A 16193-nucleotide genomic window follows, 5' to 3' on the forward strand; every position below is an offset into this window, starting at 1 on the left:
CCCCTACTCCCCTACTCCCCTACTCCCTCATTTTCGGGGTTACATCCGCCAAAACTCTTCCCTATAAGGCCCTCCTAGCCTGATACCAGAATCGCAAACACAACCGGCCGGGTCCTTCCCGCCCGGTTTTTCGTGCAAGCTGCTCGCCGAACGGAACCCGTAGACATGCCAAGACGCACCGACATCAAGTCGATCCTGATCATCGGGGCCGGCCCCATCGTCATCGGCCAGGCTTGCGAGTTCGACTATTCCGGCACCCAGGCCTGCAAGGCGCTGAAGGAAGAGGGCTTCCGCGTCATCCTGGTCAACTCCAATCCGGCCACCATCATGACCGATCCGGAGCTGGCCGACGCCACCTATATCGAACCGATCACGCCCGAAGTGGTGGCCAAGATCATCGCCAAGGAGCGGCCAGACGCGCTGCTGCCGACCATGGGCGGCCAGACCGCGCTCAACACGGCGCTGTCGCTGCGCCGCATGGGCGTGCTCGAGCGCTATCAAGTGGAGATGATCGGCGCCGACGCGGCCGCCATCGACAAGGCCGAGGACCGCGCGCTGTTCCGCGAGGCGATGAGCAAGATCGGGCTGGAAACGCCGAAGTCGATGCTGGCCAACGCCACCGACGTCAAGAACGCCGACCGCAAGACGCATGAGGCCGAGCGCGCCGCGCTGAAGGCCGAACATCCCGAAAACCTCGACGCCGCGCTCGATGCGCTGGAAACCCGCTGGAACCTCGGCGAAGGCGACCGCAAGCAGCGCTATATCAGCCACGCCATGGCGATCGCCGCCCAGGCGCTCGACCATGTCGGCCTGCCGGCCATCATCCGCCCCTCCTTCACCATGGGCGGCACCGGCGGCGGCATCGCCTACAACCGCGCCGAATTCTACGACATCGTCCAGTCCGGCCTCGATGCCTCGCCCACCACCGAGGTGCTGATCGAGGAGAGCGTGCTCGGCTGGAAGGAGTATGAGATGGAGGTCGTCCGCGACAAGGCGGACAATTGCATCATCATCTGCTCGATCGAGAACCTCGATCCGATGGGCGTGCATACCGGCGACAGCATCACCGTCGCGCCGGCGCTGACCTTGACCGACAAGGAATACCAGATGATGCGCAACGCCTCGATCGCGGTGCTGCGCGAGATCGGCGTCGAGACCGGCGGCTCCAACGTGCAGTTCGCCGTCAACCCGGCCGACGGCCGGCTGGTGGTCATCGAGATGAACCCGCGCGTCTCGCGCTCGTCGGCGCTTGCCTCCAAGGCCACCGGCTTCCCGATCGCCAAGGTCGCGGCCAAGCTTGCCGTCGGCTACACGCTGGACGAGCTGGAGAACGATATCACCGGCGGCGCGACGCCGGCCTCGTTCGAGCCGACCATCGACTACGTGGTGACGAAGATACCGCGCTTTGCCTTCGAGAAATTCCCGGGCGCCGAGCCGGTGCTGACCACTGCCATGAAGTCGGTGGGCGAAGTGATGGCCATCGGCCGCACTTTTCAGGAATCGCTGCAGAAGGCTTTGCGCGGACTGGAAACCGGTCTCACCGGATTGGATGAGATCGAGATTCCGGGCCTTGGCCACGGGAGCACCGCCGCCAGCCACACCGACGACCGCAACGCGATCCGCGCCGCGCTCGGCACGCCGACGCCGGACCGGCTGCGCATGGTGGCGCAGGCGATCCGCATGGGCACCTCGCTGGAAGACGTGCACGCCATGTGCAAGATCGACCCGTGGTTCCTCGAGCAGATCGCCGGCATCATCGCCATGGAGGAACGCGTCCGCGAGCACGGCCTGCCGCAGGACGCTGTCAATCTGCGCATGCTGAAGGCGATGGGCTTTTCCGACGCCCGCCTCGCGTCGCTGACGAAGACCGACGCGGAAGCGATTCAGAAGGCTAGGCAAAAGCTCGACGTTCATCCGGTCTACAAGCGCATCGACACCTGCGCCGCCGAATTCGCCTCGCCGACCGCCTATATGTACTCGACCTATGAAGTGCCCTTCGTCGGCGAGCCCGCCAACGAGGCGCGCGTGTCGTCGCGCAAGAAGGTCGTCATCCTCGGCGGCGGCCCGAACCGCATCGGCCAGGGCATCGAGTTCGACTATTGCTGCTGTCATGCCGCCTTCGCATTGCGCGACGCCGGCTATGAAGCGATCATGATCAACTGCAACCCGGAGACGGTCTCGACCGACTACGACACCTCAGACCGGCTCTATTTCGATCCGCTGACGGCGGAGGACGTGCTGGAGATCCTGCGCGCCGAGCAGGCGTCCGGCGAGCTGGTCGGCGTCATCGTCCAGTTCGGCGGCCAGACGCCGCTGAAGCTGGCCGACGCGCTGGAGAAGGCCGGCATCCCGATCCTCGGCACCTCGCCCGACATGATCGACCTGGCGGAGGACCGCGACCGCTTCCAGAAGCTCTTGCACAAGCTGAACCTCAGCCAGCCGAAGAACGGCATCGCCTATTCGGTCGAGCAGGCACGCCTCGTCGCCGGCGAGCTCGGCTTCCCGCTGGTGGTGCGCCCGTCCTATGTGCTCGGCGGCCGCGCCATGCAGATCATCCATGACGAAGGCATGCTGCAGACCTATCTGCTCGACACCGTGCCCGGCCTGGTGCCGGAGGACATCAAGCAGAAATACCCCAACGACAAGACCGGCCAGATCAACACCTTGCTGGGCAAGAACCCGCTGCTGTTCGACACCTATCTCTCAGGCGCCATCGAAGTCGATGTCGATTGCCTGTGCGACGGCAAGGATACCTTCGTCTCCGGCATTCTGGAGCATATCGAGGAAGCCGGTATCCATTCGGGCGATAGCGCCTGCTCGCTCCCCGTTCACTCGCTGCCCTCCGACCTTGTCGACGAGCTGGAGCGGCAGACGGCGGCCTTGGCCCGCGCGCTCAATGTCGGCGGCCTGATGAACGTGCAATATGCGATTAAGGACGGCACGGTCTATGTGCTGGAGGTGAACCCCCGCGCCTCGCGCACCGTGCCCTTCGTCGCCAAGACCATCGGGCGTCCGATCGCCAAGATCGCCGCCCGCATCATGGCCGGCGAGACGCTGGAAAACGCCTTCGCCCATTACGGCGCCATGCCCGACGCGCGCAACCCTGGCCACATCGCGGTCAAGGAAGCCGTCTTCCCCTTCGCCCGTTTCCCCGGCGTCGACATCCTGCTCGGCCCGGAAATGCGCTCGACCGGCGAGGTCATGGGCCTCGACCGCGACTTTGCGCTGGCCTTCGCCAAGAGCCAGTTAGGAGCGGGTGTCGACCTGCCACGCTCCGGCACGCTGTTCGTCTCCGTGCGCGACGAGGACAAGAAGGGCATCCTGCCGGCCGTCAAGCGCCTCGCCGGCCAGGGTTTTAAAGTGCTCGCCACCTCCGGCACTGCCCGCTTCCTTGCCGAGAACGGCGTGACGGCCGAAAAGATCAACAAGGTGCTCGAAGGCCGCCCCCACATCGAGGACGCCATCCGCAACCGCCAGGTCCAGATCGTCTTCAACACGACGGACGGCCAGAAGGCGGTTTCGGACTCGAAGTCGCTGCGCAGGGCAACGCTGATGCAGAAGGTGCCGTATTACACGACGCTGTCGGGTGCAGCGGCGGTGGCCGAGGCGATTGCGGCTCTGCGAGCGGGGAATCTGGAGGTGCGGCCGCTGCAGGAGTATTTTGGGTGAGTTGACCAGGCGCCATCTCGCGCCACTCCACGGCACGACACGCGCAGCAGCCTCAAGGATGGTGAAACCTAACAGAGTATGTTACCCCACGTCGTTAGGGACACTGGGGTTACAATGCTATGGCCATACCTACCGACGATCCATTTATAATATTAATCACGATAATCCTCTCCATCGCGACGGTCTTATCGGTTCTAGAATTTGTTGGCTTCCTTCCAGAATTTATATCAAAACGATTGAACAGAAACAGAGCCGCGTTTACTTTGGAAATTTTGCGAGAGATGGGAATCGACGCAAAAACGGTTAAAAGGAGAAATGTTTCTAGCCTGTTTCAATATTTCTATAGTAAGGATGATCTGTACTCTGGAACGATACGTGACCTTAGATCCATAAAAATTCCAAAGAAAGTCAACGTCGGCTCCGTTAATTCTACTCAGTCAAACGGATTCATCGACCTAATGGGCGCAACGGTATCCTCCGACATTGCCGAGCGCTACGCCAAACGTCTTGTGACCTTCTGGCGAGAAAAGTTAAACAGTGATATTGACCTCAAGAATTCGAACTTTACGTTTATAGTTACGCCGAAAAGCGGAAGCCCTTTCATTGCATATGAGATGTCGAAAATATTAAACTTGCCTTTGGTTGTTCATAACTCGAGACAAAAATTTGAGGTTGAGCCAGCCGAATTCTCCGCATACTTCGATGCGACAACGCAACCTCCAAAAAACTCTGTTGGTATTATCGTCGACGACAGCACCACGGGAGGCGCGAAGGCGATGAAATTGATAGATGACCTTAAGAAGTTTGACCTTAAGGCAACAGAATTTCTTGTGATTTTTGAGCCTGAGATCAAAGATCCACGCCTTGTTTTAGAGAACAGAGGGGTAACGCTTCACTCTATAGTAAAGTTTCGAAAAAATGGGAAAATAGAAAAGTGAAGATACTGATATGCGGGGCTTTCTCGGCGGGTAAAACTGAGACTGTAATGGCAACAAAAAAGCTCTTAGAGACCTACGGAGAGAAGGTGTCGATAGTGGAGGAGGTTGCTCGAAAGGCACCCTTCGCGCTGAATAAACTTCAGGCGTTCGAAACCACTGCCTGGCTCTATTGCCAACAAATCTGCAGCGAGATCGAAATCAATAAAGAAGCGTCTGCAATTACAATCTGCGACAGGGGTATCCCAGATATATTTTCTCATTTCCTTGATATCTTGGAAAAGGCGCCTTCGTCAGACCGATTTTTAGATGCTTTCTTCCCCGCGCTGAAGCAGTGGTGTTCCACTTATGAAAAAGTCTTTTTTTGCCCAGTCAACCATGACGTTCCAATTGAGGCTGACTCGCTGCGAGTTTCGGATCCAGCATACCGTCGAAAGATGGAAACCCACTGCTTAGAAGCGCTTGAAAAGCTTAGCCTTGATTATGTTAAGCTACCCTTCGACAAAGAAGACAGAGCGACCATCATATATAAGTCGGTGAGATCTTCAAAAAACTAGATGTTGCTCCAAATTTCGACAGCAATTTCCTCCGGGCTTCTGAGGCTCGAGCCGAAGTCCACGTCAACAGTGAACCAGTTCCCTAAAATCGATTCCGCCGCTAATTTTTCATACATAATCGAGACTCTTGAAAGCAGCGAATTATCTGCCTCATGCCTATCCGCTTCGAGTTCGGTATATGCACGTCTCGGCTTCTTCAGAACATTTCTTGCGGATGCTTCGGATGAAATTCGTAAATATACGTTTAGATTGGGCGCTGGAAGCTCGTAGACATTCAACTCAAGATTTGATATCCATTGTATCATTTCAGTTGCCCGACCGGGCTCCACCTTGGAGGCTTGGTAAGCTACGTTGGAAGCAATATATCTATCAAATATCAACAAATCGGAATTTGACAGACTACTGGCAATCAAGGCCTTTGATTCAAATCTGTCCATTGCATAAAGAGTGGCGATAGATCTAGCGTCGTCAGGGACATATGTTCTCCCAGATAAAAAATCACCGAGTGCCCGCCCAGCGATGGTTTCAGAGTACCTTGGAAAAGAAATTATATTCGCGACTTTTCCATGGGCATCGGCCAGAGTTTTTAGCGCCTTGGATATTGTAAATTTTCCGGCTCCATCAACGCCTTCGATTGCTATTATTTTACCCATCAGAGAGACATGACCTTTTCTAGCACTCGTGAATTCGAAAGAAGAAACCTAAAATCGCGCTCTGATAGACGAAATTTATCGGCTTGCCGCAATATAATATCACGCCGTCTGCTCATAGGTTCAAAGGCAATATTATCAGATTGATCAATAGAATAAATTATCGCATTTCTAAACGTTGAAAAGCTGACCTCCAAATTGGAAGGCAAAGAAAAATCAGTATAAAACCGACGATCTAAATCTACAAAATATATCGAGTATCCGAGCGCAGCATTTTCGGATACCGTAACTACCCTGTCCTTTAGGAGAATCTCAAAACCGCCAGATCGCTCACGAATATCACTCGAAACCTTACCGGCGTACATCATAACACACACGCACGCGACATGCGCTACATCGCTCTCAGAGAAAAGCTCATTGTACTTGGTAATCATCTATAAACGTAAGCGCCTACCCAAACCGCCCTATCGCAACCGAATCAAAGCCTGCTTGACAGATCGACAAGTCGCAAAACCTATCATGAACCAACGCGCCTAACCACTCGGCAGTTTGCCGATGCTACCGACAGATAGAGCGCATGGTGAAACCGCACAATCCATTCCTTTGTGTTGCCGAACCTCATGCCACCGCCACGCACTCGATCTCAATATCGAACTCCATCGGCCATGACGCCACCGGCACGAAACTGCGCGCTGGCGGGTTGGTGGCAAAATACCGCGCATAAACCCGGTTGATGGCGTTGTAGAAGCCGGAATTGACGGCGTAGATGCGCACCATCACCACCTTATCCAGTGTGGTGCCGGCCGCTTCCAGGCAATGTTTCAGCGCTTTCAGCGACGCCTCGGTCTGGGTCTCGATGTCGCCGCGCACCATCTCGCCGGTCACCATATCGACCGGCGGCGTCGCCGAGATGAACACGAAGCCGTTGGCCCGCACCGCCGTCGAGCAGGGCAGGCCGAGCGAGCGCACTTTCGCCGACATCACGGGCACTTCGATAACTTCCTTGTCCATGGCGGTCCTCCCTTTGTTGCGCGCGAGCTTATCGCGGCAGCGAGGGAACGCCAGTCTTCCCTTCCCCCCTTGTGGGGGAAGGTGGATCGGCACGCAGCGCCGAGACGGATGAGGGGTGTTCCAGCCTGGCAAAACCGCTCGTCCAACCGTGACCGTATGGCTTATTGCCAGCGTCTCACTCCGCTGGAACACCCCTCATCCGGCCGCTTCGCGGCCACCTTCTCCCACAAGGGGAGAAGGCAAAGCCCTCACTGATGCGCGACCGCCAGTTCCTTCACGTGCTTCTCGTGCATCTTCAGCACCGGCAGCGTCTTCTTGGCGAATTCCTTCATCGCCGGGTCGTCGCCGGATTTGGCATAGGTGGAAAACAGCGCCACCGCATCCTTATGCGCGTCGGTCTGCATCTTGATGTATTTGGCGTCGAACTCCTTGCCGCTCGCGCCCTTCAACTCGCCGAGCATCTGCTGTTCCTTCGGCTGCAACGCCGGGCCGGCCGGCTTGATCGATGCGGTGGTCTGGCCCTGGCTGAGCGCTGTCTTGAAATCCTCGGCCGCCTTGCTGTGATCCTTGATCATCTGCGCGGCGAAAGCCTTGACGTCGGCCGACGCCGACTTCTCTTGCGCCAGCTTGCTCGACTCGATCTCGAACATGTTGGCATTCGGCACCGTCGTGACGAAGGTCTGGGTGTCGACCTTGTTCTCGGTCACCATCGGTCCCACGGCGTCTGAGTTGTCCGACTGGGCGAACGCGGCGGGCGCGCCGGCAAGAAGCGCGACGGCGACCAGGGGCAGCAGCGTTTTCATCTCGATCTCCGATCCGAAACAGCCCCTCCGCCTTCCCCAACGCGGCACCGGCCCCAGGGTTGCCTAAGAGGTTGCCTCGAAAAGAAGCGCGCGGGCCGGGCGCCCGCATCGCCATCAGTGGCAGTGCGCGCCGGCGGCGTGCCCGGCATATTGCAGCTGCTCGTGCCAGTTCGGCCGGCCTTCGGGCGTGAAATCCATCAGGTTCCACAGGATCTCGCAGGTGCCGATGCCGCGCGGGTCCTGGCCTGGGTCCGATGGCGCGAAGTCGAGCTCCGACGACCAGAAATGCCGGATGCCGTCACCATCGCGGTGGAACACCGAAAGCAGCGGTATCTGCGCGCCCTCGGCGGTTTCGGAGTTGTAGTCTCGCTTGAAAGCGTTGCCCGCCGACGAGACTAGCCGCATGTTTCGCCAGCCGCGGTCGCGGCCAAGCGCTACCAGATTGTCGAGCTTGGTCTTGGCCACCACGGCGAAGTTGAAACCCGCCGCTTCGAGATGGCCGATCGCGCCGTCGAACTGGTCGAGCAGCGCCGTGCAGGAGGGGCATGGCTGGTCCTGCCGGGCAAGCTTCGCCGTCTCGCCGCCTTTCGCCACCTCGCGCGTCTCCTGCGGGTGACGCGGGAACATCATCTGATAGAGGATCAGCGTATCCTTGCCCGGCGCGAACAGGTCCGACAGCTTGACTTTCGCCGGCTGGCCCTGGTCGTCCAGGGCGTCGAACACATAGTCCTGCGGCACCAAACCGCCCGGCGGCAAAGCGCGCCTTGCCTCCGCCACCGCTTCCATGGCGCGGCGCAGCTCGATTTCCTTGCGCAGCAATTTTTCGCGCGCAGTGCGATATTTGGCGGATTCATTGGGAAAGGTGATCATGATCGTCTCCTGGCGCCGGCGTCCCGGCGCGGGTTGCTCTACGATCCAAGGACGGCTCGCCGCGACCCGATCCGACATTTCGGCGCACGCTTTCCCTTCATTTTTCGCGTCGCATCTAGCCTTTGACGCCGCCAGCCGTGAGACCCGACACGATCCTGCGCTGGAAGACGAGCACCAGCACCACCAGCGGCACGGTGACGATCACCGAGGCGGCCATGATGTTGCCCCACGGAATCTCGAACTGCGAATTGCCGGAGAGCAGCGCGATCGCCACCGGCACGGTGCGCTGCGTGTTGGTGGAGGTGAAGGTGAGCGCGAACAGGAATTCGTTCCAGGCGCTGATGAAGGCAAGCAGCCCGGTGGTGGCGAGCGCCGGCCACATCAGCGGCAGGAAGATGCGCGTGAGGATGGTCCAGGGCCCGGCGCCGTCGAGGATCGCCGCCTCCTCGATCTCGACCGGCAGGTCGCGCACGAAAGTGGTGAGCACCCAGACCGTGAACGGCAGCGTGAAGATCATGTAGGACAGGATAAGCGCCAAGAGCGAATTGTAGAGATGCAGCGCCCGGATGATCTCGAACAGCCCGGCAAGTGCCGCGACCTGCGGAAACATCGAGACCGACAGGATGGCCAGCATCAGCGCCGAGCGCCCGCGGAAGCGGATGCGCGCCAGCGCATAGGCCGCGGTGACGCCGAGCAGCAGCGAGACCGCCACGACCGCGCCGGAGACGATCAGCGAATTGACGAGATTGCGCAGGAAGGGACCTTCGGTCAGCACGTTGCGGTAATTGGCAAGGCTGAACGATTGCGGCCACAGGCCTGCCTGGAACAGCTCTGTTCCCGATTTCAGGCTGGTGACGATTGCGTAGTAGAACGGAAACACCGCGACGAAAACGATCGCCAGGAGCAGTAAGTAGAAGCCGGCGCGCCTCAGCATTTTCATGTCAGCGCCCTCCCTCGAAACTCAACCGGCCGATGCGGATATAGGCGATGGTGAGCAGGCCGATGATCAGGAAAAGCAGCGTCGAGGCGGCCGAGCCATAGGCGAACTTGTCGAACTCGAACAGGTTCTCGCGCGCGAAGATCGACATCGACTTGGTCTGCACGTTGTTCGGCGTCAGCACATAGATCAGGTCAAAGATGCGCAGCGCGTCGAGCGCGCGGAAGATCACCGCCACCATCACTGCCGGCCGGATCAGCGGCAGCGTCACGCGCCAGAAGATCTGCCACGGGTTCGCGCCGTCCAGCTTCGCCACCTCGAGGATCTCGCGCGGCAGCATCTGCAGGGCCGCCAGGATCAGCAGCGCCATGAATGGCGTCGTCTTCCAGATGTCGACGATCAGCACGGCGATCATCGCGGTATCGGCATTGGCGGTCCAGGCGATCTTGGTGTCGATCAGGCCGAGATTGAGAAGCGCGACATTGATGATGCCGAACTGGTCGTTGAGCATCCACTGCCACATCTTGGCCGAGACGATGGTCGGGATCGCCCAGGGAATGAGGATGGCGGCCCGCACGATGCCGCGTCCCGGGAATTCGGTGTTGAGCGCAAGCGCCACGATCATGCCCAGCACCGTCTCGCAGGCCACCGAAACCACGGCAAAGCGCACCGTGTTCCACACCGCGCGCCACCAGACCGGATCGACGAGCAACCCGTCATAGAGCAGGCGGCCGCTCGGCAGGCGCAGCACCGAAAAGTAATTGTCGAAGCCCACCCATTGCCGCGCGTCGATGTCCGCCAGCGAAGCATCGGTGAAACCGTAATAGACCGTGCGCAGGAACGGCCAGCCAGCGACGGCGGCGAGCACGAGAAGCATCGGCGCAAGGAACAGCCAGGCCGTGCGCACGCGCCGGCGCATCAGCGGCGATCGCCTTGCCGCGCTCACCAGCCCTTGCCTTTCAGCCTGGTCAGCCTCGCGCCGAGATCGGCCAGATTGTCGGCGGCGCCGCCCTGGCCGGAGATCGTGTCGTGCACGGCAGTCCAGAACTGGCTGGATGCCTCGTTGTACTTGATCCTGGCGGTTGCCGACGGCCTTGGCTGCGCGTTGAGAAAAATCTCTTTCCAGCGCGGCACGATCGGCTGCTGCCGGGCGATGTCGGGGTCGTCATAGAGCGCCGGGATGGTCGGCAGGTTGGACGTTCTCAGCGTCCGGTATTTCTGCATCTCGCGCGACGCGATGAACTTGACCAGCTCGATCGCCTCGTCTGGATGTTTCGAATATCTGGACACCGCAAGGTTCCAACCGCCCAGCGTGGCGACCGGCCGCCCGCCTTCGCCCGCCGGCAGCGGCGCAACGTCGAACTTGCCCTTGATCGGCGAATTCTCGCTGTTGCCGAGCGCATAGGCATAGGGCCAGTTGCGCATGAAGACGGCATTGCCGGTCTGCCAGACGCCGCGCGCTTCCTCCTCCTGATAGGCAAGCACGCCCGGCGGCGCTATCGTGCCGATCCAGCCCTTGACCATGTCGAGCGCCGCGGCCGCCTTTGGATTGTCGATGGAGATTTCACCGTCCGGCTCGATGATCCGACCGCCGCCATTCGACATCACCCATTCGAGCGCGTTGCAGGTCAGCCCCTCATAGGCGTTGCCCTGGAAGACGAAGCCCCAGATGCCCTTGTTGCCGGCCGCCCGCTCCTTGTTCATCACGAGCTTCGCGGTATCGGCGAGCTCCTTCCAGGTGGTCGGAACCTTGGCGCCATATTTGTCGAGCAGATCCTTGCGGTAATAGAGCGCCGGCGCGTCGGTGAAGATCGGCAGCGCGACCAGCCTGCCGTTGACCGTCTGCGATTGGATGATCGACGGGAAATGCTCTCCCACCACATCCCTTGTCGCCTTGGTCAGGTCGACCAGCTGGCTGGCAAGCTGCGGCGCCCAGATCACGTCGGTCTGGTAGATGTCGATATCGCTGCTGCCGGCGGCGAGCCAGAGCCGGTACTGGCCGAACTGGTCGGTGGTCGAAGGCGGAATGACGACGATATCGACCTTGTTGCCGCTCTTCTTCTCGTAACGATCGAGTATCTCGCGCAGCACCTTGATGCCGTTGCCGGTATCGCCCGACACGATCGACAGTTCCACGGCTCGCGCTTGAACAGCGCCGAGCAGGATGCCGGCGGCCAGGAATGCTGAAACGAACTTCACGGGATTGCGGACCTCCCTGCGCGACCGGCGACGCATAGGTCGCGGCTCATCAAGGCCCCTGCGTTGAATGCGCGACGCCGCTTAGGGTTCCCGCGTTGTGCGTGGCCGACCGGGCCAGCAGGTCGGTGAAGCCGATCTCGGTGGCTCGCCGCGTCGGCGGCCCGTTCCGTCCGCCTCGCTTCACGCAAAGCGGACGGGCTCCGAAACCCCCGCCCCGGAGCCCGCCTGGGAGTGGCTGACGCATGCCGGCACAGCCTCCTCCGACGCCTTGCCCGCGTCGATCCGCCGATCGGCCGCCCGGCACGACGACGAATTAGCATGCCCTAACGTCAGCCTATGTGAAGGAGTTCACAATGTCCGGGCGCAGGCGATTGCAACGCCGCGCCGGGAGCCTCCGATCCGGCCCGCCGCGCTTTGGGCGTCAGCCTTCCCAGTCGACCGGGATCATGCCGAGCCGCTCGTAGAGCCTGAAGGCCGCGGTGTTCTTCACAATATTAGTCTTGAGATCGACATGGGTCGCCCCGCGCTCGCGAAAGGTCAGGAACACCTGCCGCATCAGCGCCTCGCCGAGGCCCTGCCGTCTCGATTCCGGATGGACGGCGAGATCCTTGACGAAACCGGATGTCCAGCAGAGCGCCGCGCCCGCCAGCAGCCCCTTGCCGTCGATCGCCAGGAAACAGAGAGCGGGATTGAACTCCGCATCGCCGGCAATGCGCGGCCACCACTCGTCGAACGGCCCGTCGGCGCCGTCATCGAACACCTCTTCCAGCAGCGCGTGCAAAGCCTGCGCATCCCGGTGCTCGAACGCGCGCATGACGAAGCCCTGCGGCCAGTGCGGCGCGGTGAGTGTATCGTCGAGCAGCTTGCGCAGGCGGATGTCGTTGGCAGCCGGCCGGCAGGGAATTGTGTTTTCATGCATGGCGCTGTCTCGAAACGCCGCGCGGGACCGTCCGCTCAGGCGTCGGGTTGCAGGCGATGCCGCTTGCGGTCGGAGCCAAGCCCCGTCGCCTCGAGCAGGCCCTTGCGCTTGGCGTCGTAGTAGTAACCGGTCTGGTAGAGCGTGTCGGCCCGCTTGGCGTTGCCGCCCGAAACCAGCCAGGCGCCACGCAGATATTTCACCGCGTATTTGAGGTTGGTCTCGGCGTCGAACAGGCCGGCCGCCGGCCCGTCATAGCCCATGCCGCGCGCCGTCGCGTGCTTGATCTGCATCAGCCCCCAATGGCCATGATTGTAGGCTTTCGGGTTGAAGGTGCTCTCGCGGTTGACGACATGGCGCACCAGCTCGACCGGCACTTCATAGATCGCCGAATATTTCTCGATCAGCCGCTCGATCTCGCCGCGCGGGCCGCTGGCGTGCTGCTCGGGCTGGCCGGGTGCCGCCAGCAGCGCCGGGTTGTCCGGCATCATATAGGCGACCTGCTGGACGCCGGGCATCGGGGCGACTTTCGCCGACTGGCCGGTGACCGGCATGGCCACGCCCGCGATCGTATAGACCGCCGCTCGGCTGATGGATGCCGCTCGGCTGATGGATCCTGGGCCGGTCGGCGAGCCGCCGGCCGTCAGCACCGGCGGCGGCGGAAACTGGCCGGCTATCGGCGTCGCTCCGGCGAAAGCCGCAGGCTGAGCCAGCGCCGCGGCGGGCGCGCCGGGCTGGACAGGCGGCGGCAAAAGCGCGCTTTGCGTCGCGAGCGCGCTTTGCGTCGCGGGCGCGCCTGGCGTGGTCGCCGCGGCGACGGCATCGCCAGCCAGCGCCGCGGTCTGCACCTGCGCGAGACCCGAAGGTTCCGGCAGCACGGCCACCGTTTCGGGCAGCGCGAGCGTCGGCGTATCGTCCGCGACGGCAGGCGTCGAGGCTTCCGCAAGCGCGGGCGCGGCCTTCATCTGCGAGGTCGAGGTACAGCCGCTGAGACCAGCAGCGGCTACGAGCACGCTGAGCGCGGTGAATATGATTTTAGCTGGCAAGCCGTGCGGGTCCGGTTTGTCGGTTGTTAAGGAGTCCTTACACCAGCGATTCACACCCGGCAATCGGGGCCACCCGGCGGTTTTCGGGTGGCGACAACAGGGCCGAAGTGCCATATTGTTCTGGATATGTACTCGTTTTTCGCTGTTTTGCCGAAGGAATACGCCATGAAACCCACATCCCAGATCACGGCCGGCCACGCAGTGTTAGAAACAGTGATCGGCTTCATGGGCATTGCCTGGAGCGAGAAGGGCCTGATCCGGCTTTGCCTGCCGGAGCGCAGCCGCGAAGCGGTCGAGCGCCGGCTGCTTCGCCACCCCGGCGTCTCAGCCTCGACAGACCAGCCGTCCTGGGTGGTCGATCTGATCGCCAAGATCAAGGCCTATGCGGCCGGCGAGGACGTCGACTTCTCGAGCGTGCCGGTCGATCTCGACGGCGTCGACGATTTCCGCCTCGCCATCTACGACGCGGCTCGCAAGCTCGGCTTCGGCGAGACCACCACCTATGGCGCACTGGCCAAGCGCGCCGGCCATGCGGGCCTTCCGCGCGAAACGGGCGCGGCGCTCGGCGCCAATCCGGTGCCGCTGGTCATTCCGTGCCATCGCATCCTGGCGGCCGGCGGCAAGATCGGCGGCTTCTCAGCGCCCGGCGGCTCGGCCACCAAGGAAAGGATGCTGGCCATGGAAGGCGTTCGCGTCGGCCCGCCGCCGGCGGCGCAGGCTTCGTTCGGGTTCTAAGGCGCTGCGTATCAGTCCTGCAGGAACCGGCGGCGGAAACGCCGCTCGAAATCCGGACGCTTGCAGACATAGACCATGCAGGACCGGGTGTCGGCGCTCGGCACGTAGGCGCGTGCCCTCACTTCGCCCGCGTTGCAGAAGCGCTCGTCGCGCACATAGCGGTCGTAGAGCGGCAGCCCCGGCACGCGCGTCGACTGGTAGCGCAGGATGACGGCGCCCTGTCTGGCGATCGTCGCCTGCACCCGGTCGCAGCTCATGCGCGTCGGATCGTAGCGCGTCACCGCCTGCGCTTCCGCGGCCAGCAGCAGGAAGCAGGCGGCAAGCAGAATGGCTTTCATGGCTTCTCTCCTCGGAAGGGCAAGCATCCCATCCCTTCACAACGCGGCACCGCTGTCAAAACTTCCATGCTTGTATTCCGCTCGATCCGGGATGCGGGGCAGCGTCCAGGCAACCCGTCTTGTTTTCTTGCTCAAACTATCCTATATCCGCAGCATTGAATTTGGCCGATCGATCGGGCCGCGATCTTCGCGTTTGCTGACGTCTATCTCCAAAATTTCGATACCGCCGGCCGGACGTTGGTCCGGTCAAACAAAAGCAAATGTGAAGGGCACTCTATATGGCAACTGGTACGGTCAAGTGGTTCAACGCCACCAAGGGCTACGGCTTCATCCAGCCTGACAATGGCGGCGCGGACGTTTTCGTCCACATCTCCGCTGTCGAGCGCGCTGGCATGACGAGCCTGGCTGAAGGCCAGAAAATCAACTTCGAGATCGAGCAGGACCGCCGCACCGGCAAGTCCGCTGCTGGGTCTCTTAGCAAGGCAGCCTGATTTGGCTTAAGCATTTTGCGGCAGGCTTTACGGCCAGCGGCGCAAAATGCGACTAAGTAAGGCGCGCACCGGGCGAAGGTTCGGGGCGCGCGGCAAGTCACGGATGTACTGACGGTCGCGCGAGAAGCGCGCCGGAGCGAAAAGACCCGACAAGCTGGAACAGCAGATAGCTGCCGGCCCGGACCAGACGCTCCCGATCAGGCTACCGGCAGAGGAAGGCGGGCATTGCCCGCCTTTTTTGTTGTCTGGATTTTGGCGAGTTGCCTCCTTCTCCCCGTGAACGGGAGAAGGAAGCTGTCCCCAGCCTTTCGCCGATCGCCGGCGCTGCCTTAAGGCACCCACTCGATCGGCACATGTCCCTTATCCGCCCCGACGCGCTTCAACCAGGCGGTGACCGCCGGATAGGCGTCGAGCTGGAAGCCGCCCATCCCGGCGGTGTGGGTATAGGCGTATAAGGCGATGTCGGCGACGCTATAGGCGTTGCCGGCGAAGAATTCGTTCCGTTCCAGATGCTGGTTCATCACGCCGAGCGCCTTGTTGCCGCGCTCCAGCGTCTGCGCCAATCGTTCAGGCGTGGCGTCCTTCGCCCGTTCCGGAAAAGTCAAAAGCGCCTTGCGCACCGCGATATAGGGCTCGTGGCTGTATTGCTCGAAGAACAGCCATTGGTAAGCCAGCGCGCGTTCATATTTGTCGGCGGGCAGGAAGCGCGTGCCTTCGGCAAGATAGAGCAGGATGGCGTTGCTCTCGGCGATGCGCCTGCCGTCCTCGAGCTCGAGCATCGGCACCATCGCGTTCGGATTCTTGGCGACGTAGTCTGGTTTGCGCGTCTCGCCGGTATGCGAGCTCACCTCGACCCGGGTGAAAGGAATGCCGAGCTTGGCCATCAACAGCCGCGGCTTATAACAATTGCCGCTGTCGGCCATGTCGTAAAGGATCATCCCACATACCTCGCGCGTCGCCTGAAGCCCATTTCAGCACGGCTCTAACGCGCCCAGGCGAGACCATCCAGTGATTTGTTTTCAAGAAGAACCATCAG

General features: G+C 61.2%; 16 protein-coding genes. 5 read left to right on the top strand and 11 right to left on the bottom strand.

What is annotated here, in order from left to right; translation table 11 throughout:
• The first annotated feature begins 165 nt into the window (after nt 1–165).
• The 3 genes from carB (at nt 166) to LB520_RS04135 (ending at nt 5161) form a co-directional block, all read left to right on the top strand.
• Complete coding sequence (carB, locus tag LB520_RS04125; protein ID WP_224636541.1) at nt 166–3669, top strand: carbamoyl-phosphate synthase large subunit; 3504 nt, start codon at nt 166–168, stop codon at nt 3667–3669.
• A 119-nt stretch (nt 3670–3788) separates the two neighbouring features.
• A complete protein-coding gene (locus LB520_RS04130; protein ID WP_224636542.1) occupies nt 3789–4607 on the top strand; it encodes a phosphoribosyltransferase in 819 nt (272 codons plus the stop codon).
• Nucleotides 4604–5161 carry an ATP-binding protein gene (locus LB520_RS04135; protein ID WP_224636543.1) on the top strand — a complete coding sequence of 186 codons (558 nt, stop codon included), beginning with the start codon at nt 4604–4606 and terminating at the stop codon, nt 5159–5161. The genes LB520_RS04130 and LB520_RS04135 overlap by 4 nt, the downstream gene beginning before the upstream one ends.
• Here LB520_RS04135 and LB520_RS04140 read toward each other — a convergent pair.
• The 9 genes from LB520_RS04140 to LB520_RS04180 all read right to left on the bottom strand — a co-directional run bounded on the left by LB520_RS04140 (nt 5158) and on the right by LB520_RS04180 (nt 13593).
• Entirely contained in the window at nt 5158–5814 is a 657-nt protein-coding gene (locus LB520_RS04140) for a hypothetical protein (RefSeq protein WP_224636544.1), read from the bottom strand. The genes LB520_RS04135 and LB520_RS04140 overlap by 4 nt on opposite strands.
• 615 nt (nt 5815–6429) lie before the next feature.
• Nucleotides 6430–6822, bottom strand: coding sequence for a RidA family protein (locus tag LB520_RS04145; protein WP_224636545.1), 393 nt, complete (start codon nt 6820–6822; stop codon nt 6430–6432).
• A 248-nt stretch (nt 6823–7070) separates the two neighbouring features.
• On the bottom strand, nt 7071–7625 hold the full coding sequence (locus LB520_RS04150; protein WP_224636546.1) for a DUF4142 domain-containing protein: 555 nt from the start codon (nt 7623–7625) through the stop codon (nt 7071–7073).
• Between the two features lie 114 nt (nt 7626–7739).
• Nucleotides 7740–8495 (bottom strand): DUF899 family protein, encoded by a 756-nt coding sequence (locus LB520_RS04155; RefSeq protein ID WP_224636547.1) that lies wholly within the window; start codon nt 8493–8495, stop codon nt 7740–7742.
• Between the two features lie 115 nt (nt 8496–8610).
• On the bottom strand, nt 8611–9435 hold the full coding sequence (locus tag LB520_RS04160) for a carbohydrate ABC transporter permease (RefSeq protein ID WP_224636548.1): 825 nt from the start codon (nt 9433–9435) through the stop codon (nt 8611–8613).
• A 1-nt stretch (nt 9436) separates the two neighbouring features.
• A complete protein-coding gene (locus LB520_RS04165; RefSeq protein ID WP_224636861.1) occupies nt 9437–10351 on the bottom strand; it encodes a carbohydrate ABC transporter permease in 915 nt (304 codons plus the stop codon).
• Nucleotides 10352–10374: 23 nt separating this feature from the next.
• Nucleotides 10375–11631, bottom strand: a complete 1257-nt coding sequence (locus LB520_RS04170; protein ID WP_224636549.1) for an ABC transporter substrate-binding protein — start codon at nt 11629–11631, stop codon at nt 10375–10377.
• A 421-nt stretch (nt 11632–12052) separates the two neighbouring features.
• On the bottom strand, nt 12053–12550 hold the full coding sequence (locus tag LB520_RS04175; protein WP_224636550.1) for a GNAT family N-acetyltransferase: 498 nt from the start codon (nt 12548–12550) through the stop codon (nt 12053–12055).
• Between the two features lie 35 nt (nt 12551–12585).
• Nucleotides 12586–13593 (bottom strand): lytic transglycosylase domain-containing protein, encoded by a 1008-nt coding sequence (locus tag LB520_RS04180; RefSeq protein WP_224636552.1) that lies wholly within the window; start codon nt 13591–13593, stop codon nt 12586–12588.
• A gap of 165 nt (nt 13594–13758) precedes the next feature.
• Between LB520_RS04180 and LB520_RS04185 the strand changes: the two genes are divergently transcribed.
• Entirely contained in the window at nt 13759–14328 is a 570-nt protein-coding gene (locus tag LB520_RS04185; protein WP_224636553.1) for a methylated-DNA--[protein]-cysteine S-methyltransferase, read from the top strand.
• Nucleotides 14329–14339: 11 nt separating this feature from the next.
• On the opposite strand, the gene LB520_RS04190 is transcribed toward LB520_RS04185, so the two are convergent.
• Nucleotides 14340–14666, bottom strand: a complete 327-nt coding sequence (locus LB520_RS04190; protein WP_140838556.1) for a hypothetical protein — start codon at nt 14664–14666, stop codon at nt 14340–14342.
• A 278-nt stretch (nt 14667–14944) separates the two neighbouring features.
• On the opposite strand from LB520_RS04190, the gene LB520_RS04195 reads away from it, so the two are divergent.
• Nucleotides 14945–15157, top strand: a complete 213-nt coding sequence (locus LB520_RS04195) for a cold-shock protein (protein WP_027168154.1) — start codon at nt 14945–14947, stop codon at nt 15155–15157.
• Nucleotides 15158–15486: 329 nt separating this feature from the next.
• On the opposite strand, the gene LB520_RS04200 is transcribed toward LB520_RS04195, so the two are convergent.
• The gene (locus tag LB520_RS04200) at nt 15487–16095 is read right to left on the bottom strand and encodes a glutathione S-transferase family protein (protein WP_224636555.1); all 609 of its coding nucleotides are present in this window, start codon (nt 16093–16095) and stop codon (nt 15487–15489) included.
• Between the last annotated feature and the right edge of the window lie 98 nt (nt 16096–16193).

It is taken from the genome of Mesorhizobium sp. CA12 (assembly GCF_020165255.1).
Classification (GTDB): domain Bacteria; phylum Pseudomonadota; class Alphaproteobacteria; order Rhizobiales; family Rhizobiaceae; genus Mesorhizobium.

What these genes read in the sequence shown, in the direction of transcription:
- carB (WP_224636541.1), top strand. Translation starts at nt 166, where the DNA reads ATGCCAAGACGCACCGACATCAAGTCGATCCTGATCATCGGGGCCGGC.
- LB520_RS04130 (WP_224636542.1), top strand. Translation starts at nt 3,789, where the DNA reads ATGGCCATACCTACCGACGATCCATTTATAATATTAATCACGATAATC.
- LB520_RS04140 (WP_224636544.1), bottom strand. Translation starts at nt 5,814, where the DNA reads ATGGGTAAAATAATAGCAATCGAAGGCGTTGATGGAGCCGGAAAATTT.
- LB520_RS04145 (WP_224636545.1), bottom strand. Translation starts at nt 6,822, where the DNA reads ATGGACAAGGAAGTTATCGAAGTGCCCGTGATGTCGGCGAAAGTGCGC.
- LB520_RS04150 (WP_224636546.1), bottom strand. Translation starts at nt 7,625, where the DNA reads ATGAAAACGCTGCTGCCCCTGGTCGCCGTCGCGCTTCTTGCCGGCGCG.
- LB520_RS04155 (WP_224636547.1), bottom strand. Translation starts at nt 8,495, where the DNA reads ATGATCACCTTTCCCAATGAATCCGCCAAATATCGCACTGCGCGCGAA.
- LB520_RS04160 (WP_224636548.1), bottom strand. Translation starts at nt 9,435, where the DNA reads ATGAAAATGCTGAGGCGCGCCGGCTTCTACTTACTGCTCCTGGCGATC.
- LB520_RS04165 (WP_224636861.1), bottom strand. Translation starts at nt 10,351, where the DNA reads ATGCGCCGGCGCGTGCGCACGGCCTGGCTGTTCCTTGCGCCGATGCTT.
- LB520_RS04175 (WP_224636550.1), bottom strand. Translation starts at nt 12,550, where the DNA reads ATGCATGAAAACACAATTCCCTGCCGGCCGGCTGCCAACGACATCCGC.
- LB520_RS04185 (WP_224636553.1), top strand. Translation starts at nt 13,759, where the DNA reads ATGAAACCCACATCCCAGATCACGGCCGGCCACGCAGTGTTAGAAACA.
- LB520_RS04190 (WP_140838556.1), bottom strand. Translation starts at nt 14,666, where the DNA reads ATGAAAGCCATTCTGCTTGCCGCCTGCTTCCTGCTGCTGGCCGCGGAA.
- LB520_RS04195 (WP_027168154.1), top strand. Translation starts at nt 14,945, where the DNA reads ATGGCAACTGGTACGGTCAAGTGGTTCAACGCCACCAAGGGCTACGGC.
- LB520_RS04200 (WP_224636555.1), bottom strand. Translation starts at nt 16,095, where the DNA reads ATGATCCTTTACGACATGGCCGACAGCGGCAATTGTTATAAGCCGCGG.